General features: G+C 73.0%; 15 protein-coding genes, 1 tRNA gene, 1 pseudogene and 1 riboswitch. Of the genes and pseudogenes, 11 read left to right on the plus strand and 6 right to left on the minus strand.

The genetic code is table 11. The features are described from left to right. Window positions 1–47 precede the first annotated feature (47 nt). Window positions 48–1,109 (minus strand): iron-containing alcohol dehydrogenase family protein, encoded by a 1,062-nt coding sequence (locus BOQ63_RS12100; protein WP_030281237.1) that lies wholly within the window; start codon window positions 1,107–1,109, stop codon window positions 48–50. After that, window positions 1,097–1,852 (minus strand): phosphocholine cytidylyltransferase family protein, encoded by a 756-nt coding sequence (locus BOQ63_RS12105; RefSeq protein WP_030281235.1) that lies wholly within the window; start codon window positions 1,850–1,852, stop codon window positions 1,097–1,099. Before BOQ63_RS12105 ends, BOQ63_RS12100 begins: the two co-directional genes overlap by 13 nt. A 486-nt stretch (window positions 1,853–2,338) precedes the next feature. Between BOQ63_RS12105 and idi the strand changes: the two genes are divergently transcribed. Continuing rightward, the gene (idi, locus tag BOQ63_RS12110; RefSeq protein WP_078656438.1) at window positions 2,339–2,989 is read left to right on the plus strand and encodes an isopentenyl-diphosphate Delta-isomerase; all 651 of its coding nucleotides are present in this window, start codon (window positions 2,339–2,341) and stop codon (window positions 2,987–2,989) included. 92 nt (window positions 2,990–3,081) lie between these two features. On the opposite strand, the gene BOQ63_RS12115 is transcribed toward idi, so the two are convergent. Further along, complete coding sequence (locus BOQ63_RS12115) at window positions 3,082–3,591, minus strand: ATP-binding protein (RefSeq protein ID WP_030281232.1); 510 nt, start codon at window positions 3,589–3,591, stop codon at window positions 3,082–3,084. Window positions 3,592–4,045: 454 nt separating this feature from the next. Between BOQ63_RS12115 and BOQ63_RS12120 the strand changes: the two genes are divergently transcribed. Both BOQ63_RS12120 and BOQ63_RS12125 read left to right on the plus strand, forming a co-directional pair. Continuing rightward, a tRNA-Leu gene (locus BOQ63_RS12120) sits at window positions 4,046–4,130 on the plus strand. A gap of 294 nt (window positions 4,131–4,424) precedes the next feature. Next, window positions 4,425–6,083, plus strand: a complete 1,659-nt coding sequence (locus BOQ63_RS12125) for an APC family permease (protein ID WP_037828739.1) — start codon at window positions 4,425–4,427, stop codon at window positions 6,081–6,083. Window positions 6,084–6,279: 196 nt separating this feature from the next. Here BOQ63_RS12125 and BOQ63_RS12130 read toward each other — a convergent pair whose 3' ends face one another. After that, window positions 6,280–7,254 carry a class I SAM-dependent methyltransferase gene (locus BOQ63_RS12130; RefSeq protein ID WP_037828738.1) on the minus strand — a complete coding sequence of 325 codons (975 nt, stop codon included), beginning with the start codon at window positions 7,252–7,254 and terminating at the stop codon, window positions 6,280–6,282. 386 nt (window positions 7,255–7,640) lie between these two features. Here BOQ63_RS12130 and BOQ63_RS12135 point away from each other — a divergent pair, with 386 nt between their 5' ends. After that, on the plus strand, window positions 7,641–8,171 hold the full coding sequence (locus tag BOQ63_RS12135) for a DUF6624 domain-containing protein (protein WP_051746716.1): 531 nt from the start codon (window positions 7,641–7,643) through the stop codon (window positions 8,169–8,171). 77 nt (window positions 8,172–8,248) lie between these two features. Continuing rightward, entirely contained in the window at window positions 8,249–8,488 is a 240-nt protein-coding gene (locus tag BOQ63_RS12140; RefSeq protein ID WP_167395727.1) for an aldehyde dehydrogenase family protein, read from the plus strand. Window positions 8,489–8,520: 32 nt separating this feature from the next. On the opposite strand, the gene BOQ63_RS12145 is transcribed toward BOQ63_RS12140, so the two are convergent. Further along, the gene (locus BOQ63_RS12145) at window positions 8,521–10,005 is read right to left on the minus strand and encodes a glycine hydroxymethyltransferase (RefSeq protein ID WP_072654213.1); all 1,485 of its coding nucleotides are present in this window, start codon (window positions 10,003–10,005) and stop codon (window positions 8,521–8,523) included. Between the two features lie 20 nt (window positions 10,006–10,025). After that, a riboswitch (ZMP/ZTP riboswitch) is annotated at window positions 10,026–10,120 on the minus strand. Window positions 10,121–10,329: 209 nt separating this feature from the next. Here BOQ63_RS12145 and BOQ63_RS12150 point away from each other — a divergent pair. Then, window positions 10,330–11,064: pseudogene (locus BOQ63_RS12150) on the plus strand (ATP-binding cassette domain-containing protein); the annotation flags it as partial. Window positions 11,065–11,139: 75 nt separating this feature from the next. Continuing rightward, window positions 11,140–11,703, plus strand: a complete 564-nt coding sequence (locus BOQ63_RS12155) for an EF-hand domain-containing protein (RefSeq protein WP_030281221.1) — start codon at window positions 11,140–11,142, stop codon at window positions 11,701–11,703. A 134-nt stretch (window positions 11,704–11,837) separates the two neighbouring features. Here BOQ63_RS12155 and BOQ63_RS12160 read toward each other — a convergent pair whose 3' ends face one another. After that, window positions 11,838–12,851 (minus strand): EamA family transporter, encoded by a 1,014-nt coding sequence (locus tag BOQ63_RS12160; protein ID WP_072654214.1) that lies wholly within the window; start codon window positions 12,849–12,851, stop codon window positions 11,838–11,840. Window positions 12,852–12,983: 132 nt separating this feature from the next. On the opposite strand from BOQ63_RS12160, the gene BOQ63_RS12165 reads away from it, so the two are divergent. The 4 genes from BOQ63_RS12165 to BOQ63_RS12180 all read left to right on the plus strand — a co-directional run bounded on the left by BOQ63_RS12165 (window position 12,984) and on the right by BOQ63_RS12180 (window position 16,249). Beyond that, complete coding sequence (locus BOQ63_RS12165) at window positions 12,984–13,427, plus strand: gamma-glutamylcyclotransferase family protein (protein WP_191093551.1); 444 nt, start codon at window positions 12,984–12,986, stop codon at window positions 13,425–13,427. Between the two features lie 76 nt (window positions 13,428–13,503). Continuing rightward, window positions 13,504–14,742, plus strand: a complete 1,239-nt coding sequence (cbiE, locus tag BOQ63_RS12170) for a precorrin-6y C5,15-methyltransferase (decarboxylating) subunit CbiE (RefSeq protein ID WP_150475823.1) — start codon at window positions 13,504–13,506, stop codon at window positions 14,740–14,742. Beyond that, window positions 14,739–15,500, plus strand: a complete 762-nt coding sequence (gene cobM, locus BOQ63_RS12175; RefSeq protein WP_030281213.1) for a precorrin-4 C(11)-methyltransferase — start codon at window positions 14,739–14,741, stop codon at window positions 15,498–15,500. Before cbiE ends, cobM begins: the two co-directional genes overlap by 4 nt. After that, complete coding sequence (locus BOQ63_RS12180; protein WP_150475824.1) at window positions 15,497–16,249, plus strand: cobalt-precorrin-6A reductase; 753 nt, start codon at window positions 15,497–15,499, stop codon at window positions 16,247–16,249. The genes cobM and BOQ63_RS12180 overlap by 4 nt, the downstream gene beginning before the upstream one ends. The last annotated feature ends 12 nt before the right edge of the window (window positions 16,250–16,261 follow it).

Genomic DNA, 16,261 nt, shown 5'->3' on the forward strand with positions numbered 1-16,261 from the left:
GGCGGGTCAGGTCAACCGGGGGCCGCTCGGCGCCCGCGGTGGAGGGGTCAGCTGTTGACGGCTTGGACATAGTCGGCGTACGCGTCCCTGATTGCGGAAGGGGAGAGGTCGAGGTGTTCCAGGATGGTGTAGCGGCCCGGGCGGGTGTTCGGAGCGTAGTGCACCGCCTCGGTGAACTCCGCTTCGGTGAAGCCGATTTGAGCTGCGGTCACCGGCAGGCCGTGGCGCGCCAGGCGCTCCACGACCAGGCCGGTCAGCTCGCGCTCGCCCCGCAGGAAGCTGGCGAACGCGGCGCCGAGGCCCACCTGTTCGCCGTGCTGGGCGGAACGCTTGGGGTACAGCACGTCCAGGGCATGCGAGATCTCGTGGCAGGCGCCCGACGAGGGCCGGGTACTGCCCGCGATGTTCATCGCGATGCCGGACAGTACCAGGGCTTCCGCGAGGGCCGTCAGGAGGTCCTGGTCCTGAGTACTTCCTGGGTGCCGCAGCAGGTTCTCGCCAGCCGAGCGGGCCATCGCCACGGCCAGTCCGTCCACCGGTTCGCCGGTGACGGTGTGGGACAACTCCCAGTCCGCGCAGGCCGAGATGTTGGAGACGACGTCCCCGATGCCGGCCGCCACGAAGCGCTGCGGGGCCTGCCGGATCACGTCCAGGTCGACGATGATGCCGATCGGGCTGGGCACCCCGTAGGAGCCCCGGCCGGCGTCGTTGTCGAGGGTGGAGACCGGCGAGCAGATGCCGTCGTGGGCCAGGTTGGTGGCCACCGCGACGACCGGCAGGCCGACCCGGGCCGCGGCGTACTTGGCGGCGTCGATGATCTTGCCGCCACCGAGGCCGACGACCGCGTCGTAGTGCCGGCCGCGCATCTCCTCGGCGAAGCGCACCGCGCTGTCGAGGCTGCCGTCGTCCACGTTGTACCAGTCGGCGCCGGGCAGGGCCGGCTCCAGGCGTTCGCGCATCGCGGCGCCGGAGCCGTTGCTGATCGCCACCGCGATCCGGCCCGACGCCGACAGCCGCTGGTCCGCCAGGATGCCGCCGAGCGCGTCCAGCGCGCCCGGGCGGATCTCGGCGAACAGCGGCGACGGAACCAGTCGGGTCAGTACTGGCACGCGATCTCCCGCGCCTTCGCCAGGTCGTCGTGGTTGTCGACCTCGACCCAGGACACCTCGCCGATCGGCTGCACGTCGATCCGCAGGCCCCGGTTGACCATCTCCTGGTAGCCGTCCTCGTAGTACAGCTGCGGGTCGCGCTCGTAGGTGGCGCGCAGCGCGTCGGTCAGGTCGGCGGCGGCGGCGGGGTTGATCACGGTGACGCCGATGTACTCGCCGGTGGCCTCGGCCGGGTCCATCAGCTTGGTGATCCGGCGCATGCCGGCGGCCGGGTCGACGACGACCTTCATCTCCTCGTCGGCGAGCTTCTTCACCGTGTCGAGGGCGAGCAGGATGCCGGGGGCCCGGCCGGCCTCGGCGAGCTGCCGGTTGCCCTCCAGCATGGTGCGCTGCACCGAGGCCGGGTGGACGGTGTCGCCGTTGGCCAGCAGCAGGCCCTCGGAGAACAGCTCGCGGGCGCACCAGAGCGAGTACGCGTTGTTCCACTCCTCGGCCTTGTCGTTCTCGACCAGGTGGAGCTTGACGCCGTACTTGCTCTCCAGGGCGTCCTTGCGGTCGCGGACCGCCTCCTTGCGGTAGCCGACGACGATCGCCGCCTCGCGCAGGCCGACCTCGGCGAAGTTGCCGAGGGTGAGGTCCAGGACGGTCCGCTCCCCGTCGACCGGCACCAGTGCCTTGGGCAGGGTGTCGGTGTACGGGCGCAGCCGGCGGCCGGCGCCGGCTGCCAGAACGAGGCCGATCATGCGGGGTCTCCTGATCCGTCGTGCGTCGTGCGGTGCGCGCGGGATGTGCCGACGGGCGCGGCGGCGCTGTATCGCCCCGGAGCGGCGTTCGGCCGGGCCCGGGGGCGGCGCGCCGGACCGGCACAGATCCGGGCAGCGTGTCGTTAGTGATGGTAGGCGACCCGGACCACCCTCCCGAACGCGGCCGGAGGCGGCAAGGTGACGGCCCGGTGGAGGAGCCGTGATCGAACGTGATTGGAACGGATATCGAACTGGCCTGCGGGTCCAATGACCGTCCGGGGGCTTCCCGGGGCCTTCTCTGCCCGGATCGGGACTCCCCCGGGTCATGATCCGCCCGGTTGTGCGTGGGACCCGTCCCGACCGCCACCCATACGGCAGACTGGAGCCCGACGCCGGCGCCGGTGCCCCCGCTGTGTTCCGTGCCCTCCACCCGGTGCACGGGACGCACCCGGTGCTTCCGTTGCTCCCGCTCCCGAAAGAGGCCCCATGCCCCAGAGTCTGCCGACCGACCCGACGCACTTCGCCGCCGAGATCGACACCGGTCTCGACGTCGAGACCGACGTGACGGTCGACCCACGGGCCTCCGCCGCCGCCTCCGGTGCCGAGATCCTGCTGGAACTGGTCGACGACGAGGGTGTCACGATCGGCACCGCCGAGAAGCACTGGGCCCACCAGCAGCCGGGCCGGCTGCACCGGGCCTTCTCGGTGTTCCTCTTCGACCGCCAGGGCCGGCTGCTGCTGCAGCGCCGGGCGCTCGGCAAGTACCACTCCCCCGGCGTCTGGTCGAACACCTGCTGCGGGCACCCGTACCCGGACGAGCCGCCGTTCGTCGCCGCCGCCCGGCGCACCGCCGAGGAGCTGGGCGTCGCGCCGGCGCTGCTCTGCGAGGCGGGGACGGTCCGCTACGACCTCCCGGACGAGGCCTCGGGGCTGATCGAGCGGGAGTGGAACCACCTGTTCGTCGGGCTGGTCACCGCGCCGGTCGAGCCGAACCCGGAGGAGGTGGACGACTTCGCCTTCGTGACCGCGCAGGAACTGCGCGAGCTGCGGGCGGACCGGCCCTTCTCGGTCTGGTTCGAGACGGTCTTCGAGGCGGCGCTGCCGGGGATCCGGGAGATCGCCGGGCGGGACTGGTAGCGGCCGCGCCTGCGCGCGGACGGCCGTCCCGCCGCCGCCCTCTCGGAAGCGGTCCCCTTCCCCGGGGGCGGTCGCCCTCCCAGGGGCGGCCGTCAGTGCGCGGGCCCCGGGGGGACGGGCAGCGAGGCCCAGATGACCTTGCCGCCCTCCCCCGTCTGCTCGACGTCGCACACCCCGCCGGCCTGCAGGGTGACGCTCTTCACCAGCAGCAGGCCGCGCCCGCCGGTCCGGGCGGTGTCGCTCTCCAGGGCCTTCGGCCGGTACGGATCGCCGTCCTCGACCGAGACCCGCACCCAGCCGCGGCGCACCGACAGCTCCGTCGTCACCTCGGGTGACAGCTCGGCCGCGTGCCGCACCGCGTTGCCGACCAGCTCGGAGACGATCAGCAGCAGGTCGTCGACCAGCTCCTGGTAGCGCACACCGGTCATGCCCTGGGCCAGCAGGCGGTCGCGCACCGCATGGCGGGTGCGCGGCACGGAGGCCTCGACGGCGGGCACCCGGAAGCGCCACACGCCCTCCACGGGGCCGTCGGCGGCCTGCCGCCCGCCCGGCCGGCTGCCGGGTCTCGGGCCGGCCTTCGCCGACCCGCTGATCTGCTCCACGTCCAGCCGCCCTTCGTCCGCGACCCGGGAATCAGGCGACCCGGGAATCAGGCGATCCGCTCATGGCGCCCTCGGTCCACAGAGGCTAGGAGAGCGGTCGGCGCGGCCGGGGCACCGTCGACAAGTTGCCCGTGTCGGATCGGTTCGGATCGGGATCGATCGTGAGTGGGGGCGAAACCGATCGTTTGCTTAGCGCTCCCTCACCGCTTCGGCCGGGGTTCGAGCGCCCTCGCGAAGCGTTCCAGCCAGTCCGCCCGGGCCCCCCGTCCCATCCAGGCGGGGCGGGGGCCCGGGCGGCAACCGGAGCACACGGCGGGCCCGGACGGCCGCGAGGCCCGGGCGCGCGGCCGCCGCGGGGCGGGGCCGAGGAAACGCAGGTGAGAAGCACTCCAGAACCCTGGTAATGTTCTCTCTGTCGCCGAGGGGGCGAGAAAAACCCCGGAGCACACACCCCGTCCGGGTGGCGGAATGGCAGACGCGCTAGCTTGAGGTGCTAGTGCCCTTTATCGGGCGTGGGGGTTCAAGTCCCCCCTCGGACACAGTCGAAATTCCCCGTGGAATCCGAAAGGAATCCACGGGGAATTTCCTTTTCCCGGCCCGAGCCCGGCTCCCCCCGTGATCCACTGCCGTCCGGCGGTGTGGCGTCCGTCTCGCTGCAGGGTCCAGTCGTCCGGAAACCGGACACGAGATGGCAACGATCGGGCAGTTTGAGCTTCCTCTGAGGTATTCGCCCCTTTTCGAACCATAGGCTTCTGGCGTTTGTCCGGAATGCCGACCAAAACCGTAAAAGAACCGACACCATCCGCTGAACCCCGAGCGAGAGGACCGATACGTTGAGTGAGCCCGCTTCGTCGACGGCATCACACCAGAACTACCGCCGATCGCTCGGGACGATCAGCCTGACCGCGGTCGGCCTGGGTTCGATCATCGGATCCGGCTGGCTGTTCGGTGCCGAGCGGGCGGCCAAGCTGGCCGGGCCCGCCTCGATCCTCGCCTGGGTGATCGGCGCCGCCGTGGCGCTGACCATCGCCCTCACGTACAGCGAGCTGGGGTCGATGTTCCCCAAGGCCGGCGGCATGGTCCGGTACGGCCAGTACTCGCACGGCTCGCTGGCCGGCTACCTGGCCGCCTGGGCCAACTGGATCGCCATCGTCTCGGTCATCCCGGGCGAGGCCACCGCGTCCGTCCAGTACATGAGCTCCTGGCACTTCGGCTGGGCCAAGGGGTTGTACGACGGCAAGGAGCTCACCGTCAGCGGTGTGGCGCTCGCCAGCGTGCTGCTCGTCGTGTACTTCGCCCTGAACTGGTTCGCGATCACGCTGTTCGCCAAGACCAACACGGCCATCACCGTGTTCAAGGTCGTCGTGCCGACGCTGACCGCCGGTGCGCTGCTCCTCGCACACTTCGACACCTCGCACTTCACCCAGCAGGGCGGCTTCGCGCCGAACGGCTGGAGCGCCGTGTTCACCGCCGTCGCCGTCTCGGGCATCGTCTGGGCCTTCAACGGCTTCCAGTCCCCGCTCAACATGGCCGGCGAGGCCCGCAACCCCGGCAAGTCGCTGCCGAAGGCCGTCATCGGCTCGATCCTGATCGCCCTGGTGATCTACGTCGCGCTGCAGATAGCCTTCATCGGCGCCATCCCGGCCGCCGATCTGTCGAAGGGCTGGAGCAGCCTCTCCTACACCTCGCCGCTGGCCGACCTCGCGATCGCCTGGGGCATCAACTGGCTCGCGCTGCTGCTCTACGCGGACGCCTTCGTCTCGCCGTCCGGCACCGGCATGATCTACGCCGCCACCACCTCGCGCATGATCCACGGCGTGCAGGAGAACGGCCACCTGCCGAAGATCTTCGGCAAGGTCGACGCCAAGACCGGCATCCCGCGCCCGGCGCTGCTGCTGAACCTGCTGGTCGCCTTCCTGTTCCTCGCGGTCTTCCGCGGCTGGGGCTCGCTGGCCGAGATCGTCTCGGTGGCCACCGTGATCTCGTACATCACCGGCCCGGTCGCCGTGATGTCGCTGCGCCGCCTCGCCCCGGACCTGAAGCGTCCGGTGCGGCTCAAGGCCATGCCGGTGATCGCGCCGGTCGCGATGGTGTTCGGTTCGCTCGTCCTGTACTGGGCCCGCTGGCCGCTCACCGGCAAGGTCATCCTGCTGATGGCCGCCGGTCTGCCGATCTGGGCCTTCTACGAGCTGCGCAAGCCGTTCGCCGAGCTGAAGCCGCACCTGAAGGCGGGCGCCTGGATGGTGGCCTACCTGTTCGTGATGGCCGGGATTTCCTGGGCCGGCAGCACCGACTTCGGCGGCCACGGCTACCTGCCGGAGGGCTGGGACCTGCTGATCGTGGCCGCGATCGGGCTGGCGTTCTACTACTGGGGCGTCGCCAGCTCCTGGGTCAACCCCTCGCTGGCCGAGGTGCGACGCGAGCTGGAGACCGAGGCCGCGGCCGAGGCGTCGGGTGACGCCGCGGGGACTGCGGAGCCTTCGCGGGTCTGAGCGGATACGCGTTTCGAAGGGCCGGTCGGGTTTCCGACCGGCCCTTCGGCGTTGGTGCGAGGACGGGGTTCAGATGACAGAGACTGAAATCTGTCATCTGTTATCTGTTCGCTGTTATCTGTCCGCTGTCAGCTGTTCGCCGCCGCCGTCATCGGTTCACCGACCGCCGACCGCCGCCCGCCGCCCGTCAGGCTGGTCAGCCGCGACGAGCACGGCGGATGGCGGAGGTGACGACCGGCGGCAGGAGGTCCTTCGCGGCGCGTTTGGCGACGTTGACCGGGCGGCGCGCCTCCGCGGCGCGGGCGCGGCGCACGGCGAGGTCGAGCGCGGCCTCGTCCTGGGCGGCGCGGAGCGCGTCGCGGGACTGCGACGGTTCGACGGCGGGGCGCCGCCGGTGACGGGAGGCGCGAAACGGCTGGATGCCCTCCGAGCTGCCGGTCATCCGCAGCACCTGCCGACCGTTCAGGGTCTCGGTGCTGAGGTGGCAGCCGGACGCGAGATGCACCCGGTCGAGCAGGTCGCGCTGGAACGGCTCCGGGTCGCCCCAGGTGCCGTAGAACTTGCACTCGGTGAGCATGATCGGCTTGAGACCGTGGTTGAACACCGCCTCCCAGGTCGCGGCCGCGACGCCGGGGGTGTGCTGGGCCCGGTAGTCGTCCAGCACCACGACGCCCTGCTCCTGCAGCGCGACCCGGGCCACCTGGAGGTCGCCCACCACGTGCTCGTAGAGGTGCGAGGCGTCGATGTGGATGAAGCGGTAGGCCCCGGCCGCGATCCGCCCGCCGGCCAGTACGGAGGTCGGGGCCTGGATGATGTCCGGCAGCTCGTCGTGGAAGGACAGGTAGTTGGCCTCGAAGGCCGACCGGGTCAGCGTCTTCCGGTAGGAGGTGTCCATCTCCTTGGAGTTCTCCTCGTCCGGCGCGACCGAGTCGAACAGGTCGCAGACGGTGAAGGTCTCGCCGGGCTGGAGGTGTTCGCCGATCACGATCGCACTGCGGCCGAGGTAGGCACCCATCTCCAGCAGGTCGCCGGTCACACCGCGCTCGGTCTGCCGGTCGAGGAACCACTCGAAGGAGTGCCGGTCGTGGTCCCAGAACCAACCCGGGACGTCCTCCAACACGGCGGGTTCGCCGGGCTGCTGCGATTCGCCCTGCAACGCGGTGTCGGTCACGGGATGCTCCTTAGCGGTACGGGTGACCTGCGGGTCCTGGGCCACGTCTCGGCGCGGTGGCAGCCTGCTCGGGCCCGGGGACGGCCGGGTCACCCGGCCGTACGCGAGTCGCCCCCCACCGCCAGTAGGCCCCACCACGGAGTTCGCTGCAATCTACAGCGGGACCCGGGCGATGAGGAGGGCTCTCGGGTGCCCAATTGCCGAAATGCGGAACACGGCTCTTCGCAACCGGAGGTGAACACGGTCTGGCGGCTGGGCTACGTCCAATTGTGCCCCGATCGGCCGCCCCGCGTCACCGGCCTCGCGAATGATCTTCGTCGCCACTTCCACCCCTACCGTGGTGGCAGACGGCCCGACAAGGGCCTCGAGGCGAGGAACGGATCGGCATGACAGCAGCAGAGCGTGACCGGACGGAAACCCAGGCGAACGCACTCTCCGTCGAATTGACGGCGATGATGGCTGAGGACAACACGGCCGCGCGGCTGGCGCACAGCCCTGACCTGGCCGAACAGGCCGTCTGGCGAAGGCTCACCGCCCGGCACGGCGACCGGCTTTCGGAGATCATGGCGGAGCACGGCTGGCCGACCGAGCGGACCGTCGGCGCCGATGCCGCCCGGGCGGCCTGGCTGGTCGCCCAGCACGCGGACCGCCAACTGGAGGTCCAGCGGCGGGCGGTGCAGCTGATGGCGGAGGCGGTGGCGGACGGCGCGGCGAGCGCCCGGGACCTGGGCTTCCTGCAGGACCGGCTGGCCGTCAACGAGGGGCGCCCGCAGCGCTACGGCACCCAGATCGGCGCGGTGGCGGACGGCCGCCCGGTGCCGTGGCCGTGCGAGGACCCGGAGCGGCTGGACGAGCGTCGCGCGCAGGTCGGGATCGAACCGTTCGACCAGTACACCGCGCGGTTCGCTCCGCGATAACCAGCCGGTCCACGCGGCGGGTTCGCTGACCAGCCGACGGGACGACCCGTGCAGGAGCACGCGGAGTACGGCGACCAGTGCGTCGACGGTTCCTGGCGGCCCTCCGGGGACTACGGATCCCCGTCGCCGTACTGAACCCGGCCACCGAGCGGGTGCTCACCACCGTACCGGCGGGCGGGGCGGCCGACGTCGACGCCGCGGTGACGGCGGCCCGCCGGGCGGCCCCGGGCTGGGCAGCCACCACCCGGTTCCTGCAGTACAAGTCACTGCAGTACTGCCCGGCTCGGGCCCGGGGCTGCCGAACAGCTCTTCGGTAGCCCCGGGTTGCGGTCGGCCCGCGCCGTCCCGGTCAGACCAGGTCGACGCCCGGGTAGAGCGGGAAGGGCGCGAGGAGGTCGGCGGCGCGCTTGGCGATGCCGTCGCGCAGGGACTCGTCGAGGGCGTAGTTCGCCTTGGAGGGCGCCCCGTTGGCGGTGGTGGTGGGAGTCGTGCCGCGCAGGACGGTGTCGATCAGGGCGGCGATCTCGTCCATCTCGGCGGTGCCCAGGCCACGGGTGGTGAGCGCCGGGGTGCCGAGCCGGACGCCCGACGTGTACCAGGCGCCGTTCGGGTCCTGGGGGACGGAGTTGCGGTTGGTGACGATGCCCGAGTCCAGCAGTGCCGCCTCCGCCTGACGGCCCGTCAGTCCGTAGCCGGAGACGTCGGTGAGCACCAGGTGGTTGTCGGTGCCGCCGGTGACCAGCTTGCCGCCGCGGCGCAGCAGGCCCTCGGCGAGCGCCTGGGCGTTGTCGACCACGGCGCGGGCGTAGGCGCGGAACTCGGGGCGGCGGGCCTCGGCGAGGGCGACGGCCTTGGCGGCCATGACGTGCGAGAGCGGGCCGCCGAGCACCAACGGGCAGCCGCGGTCGACGTGTTCGGCGAGCTCGGCGTTGCTGAGCACCATGCCGCCGCGCGGCCCGCGCAGCGACTTGTGGGTGGTGGTGGTGACGATGTGGGCGTGCGGCACCGGGTCGTGGTCGCCGGTCAGCACCTTGCCCGCGACCAGGCCGGCGAAGTGCGCCATGTCGACCATGAGGGTCGCGCCCACCTCGTCCGCGATCTCGCGCATCCTGCGGAAGTCGACCAGCCGCGGGTAGGCGGAGTACCCGGCCACCAGGATCAGCGGGCGGAACTCGCGGGCGGTCTCGCGCAGCGCGTCGTAGTCGATCAGGCCGGTTTCCGGGTCGGTGCCGTAGCTGCGCTGCTCGAACATCTTCCCCGAGATGTTGGGCCGGAAGCCGTGGGTGAGGTGGCCGCCGGTGTCCAGGGACATGCCCAGCATGCGCTGATTGCCGAGCTCCTGGCGCAGCTGGGCCCAGTCCTGCTCGGTGAGGTCGTTGACGTTGCGCACCTTGGCGCGCTCCAGGGCCGGGCTCTCGACCCGCTGGGAGAGGACCGCCCAGAAGGCGGTGAGGTTGGCGTCGATGCCGGAGTGCGGCTGGACGTAGGCGTGTTCGGCGCCGAACAGCTCGCGGGCGTGCTCGGCGGCGAGCGCCTCGACGGTGTCGACGTTGCGGCAGCCGGCGTAGAAGCGGCGGCCGACGGTGCCCTCGGCGTACTTGTCACTGAACCAGTTGCCCATGGCGAGCAGGACGGCCGGGGAGGCGTAGTTCTCGCTGGCGATCAGCTTGAGCGAGGCGCGCTGGTCCTCCAGTTCCCTGCCGATGGCGGCGGCGATCCGCGGCTCGACGCCGGCCACGACGTCCAGGGCACTGCGGAAGGCGGTGTCGGCGGCGGCGCTCGCGGCGGTGTGCGGCTGCGCGGGGGTCTGCTGGGGCTGCTCGGGCTGGGCCATGGCGGTCTCCTGGTGGGGATGCGGGCGGCCCAGGCGCTCGGCAACGACGTGCGGATCCACGGGACCGCTTCCCGATGGTCGATTCCATCCCTACGCGCCAGTCGCGGTCCAACGGGATCGTACCAAGACCGCGGGGACTGTGGCGGAGGTCTCAGAATGCGGGACGGGCCGCCCGGTTCGCCAATATATTTTCGTTCCTCTGTGGCGGCCGTGTTGCCGGGAAACGAAGCTGCCACAATCCCCGAAACAGTCCGGGAGGAATTCCTCCGGAGCGACTTCCGGTGATTTGCGGAAACCGGAACGCGTCCGAGCTCCGGGAAGTCCACCGTCGGGCTGGCCGTGCTCGGCCTGCACGACCCGCGCACCACCACCGTCAGCGGCTCGATCCGGCTGGACGGACAGGAGTTGGTGGGCGCCGGGGAGCCGCTGCTGCGCGGGGTTCGGGGCGGCCGGGCCGCGCTGGTCCTCCAGGACGCGCTGACCTCGCTCAGCCCGTTCCACGGCGTCGGCGCCCAACTCGCCGAGACGTACCGGCTGCACCACCCGCGGGCCGGGCGCGCCGAGGCCCGCCGGCGAGCGGCGGAGATGCTCGACCGGGTCGGCATCCCGTCCGCCCGGCTGCGCGACCACCCGCACCGCTTCTCCGGTGGGACGCGGCAGCGGGTGGTGATCGCGATGGCGCTGATGAACGAGCCGCGGCTGCTGATCGCGGACGAGCCCACCACCGCGCTGGACGCCCGGGTCCAGCGGCAAGTACTCGACCTTCCGGGCGAGTTGCAGTGCGAACACGGCACGGCGGTGCTGCTGGTCAGCCACGACCTGGGCGTGGTCGCGGGGACGACGGACCGCACGCTGGTGCTGCGCGACGGCTCCGAGGTCGAGTCCGCGCCGACCGGCGAGCTGCTGGCCGCGCCGCGCGCGCCGTACACCCGGGCACTGGTGGGGGCGGCGCTGCGGACGGACTCCGTACCGGGCAGCGGCCGCGGCGCACTGATCGCTGCGCCCGGGCGCCGCTGTTCGCCCTTCGTTCGGCTGCGCGGGCGCGGTTCCACGCGTTAGCGTGCTGGCGACGCGACGTCGCTCAACGTGCCGCGGCCCTCCCTGAGCCGCGGGATCGCCACCGGAGGGGGCACATTGTCGGACGACCTGCTCTTCGCGAAGATCAATCACGGTTTCGACCACCTCGACGCCGACGGGGACGGGCTGCTCACCGAACGGGACCACGTGCTGATGGGCCACTCGGTGGCCCGCTCGCTCGGCCACCAGGAGGGCTCGGAGGCCGAGGCCGTGATCGTCCGCGCCTACCTGACCGTCTGGCACGACCTCCACCTCGCCGGAAAGCCCACCGGAACGGAGGCGATCACCCGCGAGCAGTTCGTCGCCTCGACCGGCGCGCTCGCCGACGACCCGGTGGCCGCCCGGGAGATCTTCGGCGCCCTGGCCGGGTCCTTCCTCGCCGTCGCTGACGCCGACCACAGCGGAACGGTGGACGCCGGCGAGTTCTTCGTCTTCCAGCGCGGCCACTTCGCCGGACTCTCCCGCGACGACGCCGACGAGGCCTTCCGCCACCTCGACCTGGACGGTGACGGAACGCTGTCGGCGGACGAGTTCACCAACGCGATCATCGAGTACTGGACCAGCCGCGACCCTGAGGCGCCGGGGAACTGGTGGACGGGGAAGCCGCCCCACGCGCTCTGATCCGCGCGCTCCGGCACACAAGCTTCCGCCGATCCGTTCAGGACCGGCGGAGGCTCTTCGCCTGCTCGGCGCACTGCCGGGGTGATCCGGCGGACCGGGTTTCGGTCGTGCTCACCTGCGCGCCGCCGTCGCCCTCACCTGCGCGCCGCCGCCCCCGCCTTCGACGGACGCCCCTGCCGCCGGCTGACGCTGACCACCAGACAGACGCCGGCCACCACGATCGACCCGCCCGCCAGCGTCGGGCCGGTCAGCGGCTCGGCCAGGATCAGCCAGCCCAGCAGCACCGCGACCACCGGGTTGACGTACGCGTAGGTGGCGACCAGGGTCAGCGGGGCCGACCGCAGCAGCCAGGCGTACGCGGTGAAGGCGAGCAGCGATCCGAACAGGACGAGGTAGGCGAGGGCCAGCCAGGACCGGCCCGACACCGCCCCGAGGTCCAGCCCGTGCTGCTCGCCACGGGCCAGTCCGATCAGCACGTTGCACAGGCCGCCCGCCAGCATCTGGTAGGCGCTCGCGGCGAGCACGTTGCCCGGCATCGGGATCTTCTTGCTCGCGAAGGAACCGGCCGCCCAGGCCAGCGTGGCGCAGATGATCAGGACCACGCCGAGCGGCTCCACCGACCCGCCGATCGCGGGGGCGGACAGCACACCGAGGCCGACCAGGCCCAGCAGCACCCCGGCGAGCTCTGCGCGCCTGGGGCGCTCGCCGCCGCCGACGGCCGTCAGCACGACCATCCACAGCGGGACGGCGGCCACCAGCAGGGCGGCCAGGCCGGACGGGACGGAGGTCTCGCCGAGCACCACCAGGCCGTTGCCGCCGGTCAGCAGCAGCACGCCGACCAGGGCGGCGGAGGCCAGCTGGCGCCCGCTCACCCGCAGGCCGGCCGGGCCCTGGCGGACCAGCAGGTAGCCGACCAGCAGCAGGCCGGCGGTCAGGAAGCGGGCGGCGGCGGAGAAGAAGGAGGGCATCGTCTCGACCGCGATCCGGATCGCGAGGTACGTCGAGCCCCAGACCACGTAGACCACCGCGAGGGCGAGCCAGACGGCGCCGGAGAGCCGGGTGGGGGAAGGGGCGGGGGCGGTCGAAGGGATGGCGGAGGTGCTGCTGTCGGGGGTCGTCGCCGGTGGCGGCGAGGCGGGCGATGTCATGCGTGTCCCCCTTGGACGGTGCTGGCTGAACACCCGACATGACAGCGCATCGACGGCCCGGCGCGCCAGTGGGTATCACGGATCGGTCCGCAGAACGTACCGTTGGCGCTCCCCGGCGAGGAGGTCGAACAAGTGTCAGCGCCCGAGCAGACCCCACCGGTCGAGGCGGCGCTGCCGTTCTTCGTGTACGGCACCCTGCGCAGCGGCGGCCGCAACCACGCCGTCCACCTGGCCGGACGCTGCGACGGGATCCTGCCCGCCGTGCTGGACGGCGCCGCCCTGCACGACGGACCGGGGTACCCGTACGCGATGCCGGACGCGACGCCCGGGCGCCGGATCGTGGGTGAGCTGGTCACCGTGCGCCCGGGCGCGTACGCCGGGGTGCTCGCGGACCTGGACCGGCTGGAGGACTGCCGGACGGACGGGACGGGGCTCTACCTGCGGCGCCGGATGGCGGTGCGGACGGCGGCGGGCGAGCGGCGCGAGGCATGGGTCTACCTCGCCGGTCCGGCGGCCGCGGCACGGCTGCGGGCACGGCCGGCGCTGATCGCCTCGGGGGACTGGACGGACAGGTGAGGGCGGCCGGTTCCGGCCCGGATACCGCCAGGTAGGCTGCCCCGGCCAGCAGGAACGAACGACGAGGAGCCACCCGGTGCCCGAGCTGCCACCTCCGATCACCGTCGTCGGGATCGGGGCCGACGGCTGGTCCGGCCTCGCCGCGGGTTCCCGGGCCGCGCTGCAGTCCGCCGAGGTGGTCATCGGCGGCCCCCGGCAGCTGGCGCTGCTCCCCCACGGCGAGGTCGGCGCCGAGCGCGTCGCCTGGCCGTCCCCGCTGCGCCCGGCCCTCCCCGGGCTGCTCGCCGACCACGCCGGCCGCCGCCTCGCCGTCCTGGCCAGCGGCGACCCGATGTTCTTCGGCATCGGCCGCACCCTCGCCGAAACCGTCGGCGCCGACCGGCTGCGCGTGCTGCCCCACCCCTCCTCGGTCTCCTACGCCTGCGCCCGGCTCGGCTGGCCGCTGGAGGCCACCGAGGTGGTCAGCCTGGTCGGCCGACCGCTGGACACCCTCACGCTCGCCCTGCACCCCGGGCGCCGCCTGCTGGTGCTCAGCGCCGACGCCGCCACCCCCGCCGCCGTCGCCGCACTGCTCACCGAACGCGGCTTCGGGGCCGCCCGACTGCACGTGCTGGAACAACTCGGCTCCCCGGACGAGCGCCGCCTCGACGGCCGCGCCGACGACTGGCCGCACCCGCCCGGCAACCCGCTGAACCTCATCGCCGTCGAACTCGGCGACGGCCCGCGCGGCTCCCTCGTCCCCGGCCTGCCCGACGCCGCGTACGAGAGCGACGGCCAGCTCACCAAGCGGCACGTCCGCGCCGCCACCCTGGCCGTGCTCGCCCCCTCCCCCGGCGAACTGCTCTGGGACGTCGGCGGCGGCTCCGGCTCGATCGCCGTCGAGTGGCTGCGCGCCCACCGGGACTGCCGGGCGGTCAGCATCGAGCGCGATCCCCTCCGGGCCGAGCGGATCGCCCGCAACGCCGCCTCGCTTGGCGTGCCCCGGCTCCGGGTGGTGACCGGCCCGGCACCCGCCGCACTCGTCGAACTCCCCACCCCCGACGCCGTGTTCATCGGCGGCGGCCTCACCGCGCCCGGCCTGCTGGACCGTTGCTGGGCCGCGCTGCGCCCCGGCGGGCGGCTGGTCGCCAACACCGTGACGCTGGAGTCCGAGGCACTGCTCACCGAGTGGTACCGGCGGCACGGCGGGGAGCTGGTCAAGCTGGCCGTCGCCCACGCCGTCCCGGTGGGCGGCTTCACCGGATGGCGGCAGGCGATGCCGGTCACCCAGTGGTCCGCCGTCAAGCCCAACACCCCCCAGGAGAAAGCCTCGTGACCGTCTACTTCATCGGAGCCGGCCCGGGCGCCGCCGACCTGATCACCCTGCGCGGCCAGCGCGTCCTGGCCCGTGCCGAGGTCTGCCTCTACGCCGGCAGCCTCGTCCCGCGCGAGCTGCTGGAGGAGTGCCCGCCCGGCGCCCGCCTGATCGACACCGCCCAGCTCAACCTGGACCAGATCACCGCCGAGCTGGTCGCCGCGCACCGGGCCGGCCAGGACGTGGCCCGGCTGCACTCCGGCGACCCGTCCGTCTTCTCCGCCGTCGCCGAGCAGATGCGCCGCCTGGACGCGGCCGGCGTCCCCTACGAGGTGGTCCCCGGCGTGCCCGCCTTCGCCGCCGCCGCGGCCGCGCTGAAGCGCGAGCTGACGGTGCCGACCGTCGGCCAGACCGTCATCCTCACCCGGATCGCCAAGCGCGCCACCCCGATGCCCGAGGGCGAGGACCTCGCCACCCTCGGCCGCAGCGGCGCCCTGCTGGTGCTGCACCTGGCCGCCGGCTACGTGGACGACGTGGTCGAGCAGCTGCTCCCGCACTACGGCGCCGACTGCCCGGCCGCCGTGGTCGCGATGGCCAGCCGCCCCGACGAGCTGGTGCTGCGCGGCACGCTCGCCGACATCGCCGGGCAGGTCAAGGAGGCGGGCGTGGTGCGCACCGCCGTCATCATCGTCGGCCGCACGCTCGCCGCCGAGCAGTTCCGCGACAGCCACCTCTACTCGGCGGACCGCGAGCGCCCGCACCAGCCCTGCGGCGCATGACCGGGGCCCCGGCGCACGTCCTGGTCCTCGGCGGCACGACGGAGGGCCGGGCGCTGGCCGCCGCGCTGGACGGCCGCCCGTCCCTGCGGGTCACCAGCTCGCTGGCCGGACGGGTCGCCCGGCCCCGGCTGCCCGCCGGGCAGGTGCGGGTCGGCGGCTTCGGCGGCCCGGACGGGCTGGCCGCCTGGCTGCGCGCCGAAGGGGTGGCCGCCATGGTGGACGCCACCCACCCGTTCGCCGCCGGGATGTCCCGCAACGCCGCGCTGGCGGCCGCCGCCACCGGGGTGCCGCTGCTGGTGCTGCGCCGCCCCGGCTTCGCGTCCGTCCCCGGGGACCGCTGGCACCCCGTGCCCTCGCTCCCGGCGGCCGCCGAGCTGCTGCCCGGGCTCGGGCGGCGGGTCTTCCTCAGCTCCGGCCGGCAGGGCATCGGCGCCTTCGCCCACCTGGACGGGCTGCACTTCCTCGCCCGCTCGGTGGACCCGCCGGAGCCGCCGCTGCCGCCGTCGCTCGAAGTCCTGCTGGACCGCGGCCCGTTCACCCTCGACGGCGAGCGGGCGCTGCTGCGCGACCACCGGATCGACGTGGTCGTCACCAAGGACAGCGGAGGCGCCGCGACCGCGCCCAAGCTCACCGCGGCCCGCGAACTCGGCCTGCCGGTGGTCGTGGTGGAACGCCCGCCGGTGCCGGAGGGCGTGCCGGTCGCGGCGGACGTGGCGGGCGCGGTGCACTGGCTGGAGCGGACGGTCTGAGTCCAGGCCCGC

Source organism: Streptomyces viridifaciens, from assembly GCF_001888885.2.
Classification (GTDB): domain Bacteria; phylum Actinomycetota; class Actinomycetes; order Streptomycetales; family Streptomycetaceae; genus Kitasatospora; species Kitasatospora aureofaciens.

What these genes read in the sequence shown, in the direction of transcription:
- BOQ63_RS12180 (WP_150475824.1), top strand. Translation starts at nt 15,497, where the DNA reads ATGACCGGGGCCCCGGCGCACGTCCTGGTCCTCGGCGGCACGACGGAG.
- BOQ63_RS12145 (WP_072654213.1), bottom strand. Translation starts at nt 10,005, where the DNA reads ATGGCCCAGCCCGAGCAGCCCCAGCAGACCCCCGCGCAGCCGCACACC.
- BOQ63_RS12135 (WP_051746716.1), top strand. Translation starts at nt 7,641, where the DNA reads ATGACAGCAGCAGAGCGTGACCGGACGGAAACCCAGGCGAACGCACTC.
- idi (WP_078656438.1), top strand. Translation starts at nt 2,339, where the DNA reads ATGCCCCAGAGTCTGCCGACCGACCCGACGCACTTCGCCGCCGAGATC.
- BOQ63_RS12105 (WP_030281235.1), bottom strand. Translation starts at nt 1,852, where the DNA reads ATGATCGGCCTCGTTCTGGCAGCCGGCGCCGGCCGCCGGCTGCGCCCG.
- BOQ63_RS12160 (WP_072654214.1), bottom strand. Translation starts at nt 12,851, where the DNA reads ATGACATCGCCCGCCTCGCCGCCACCGGCGACGACCCCCGACAGCAGC.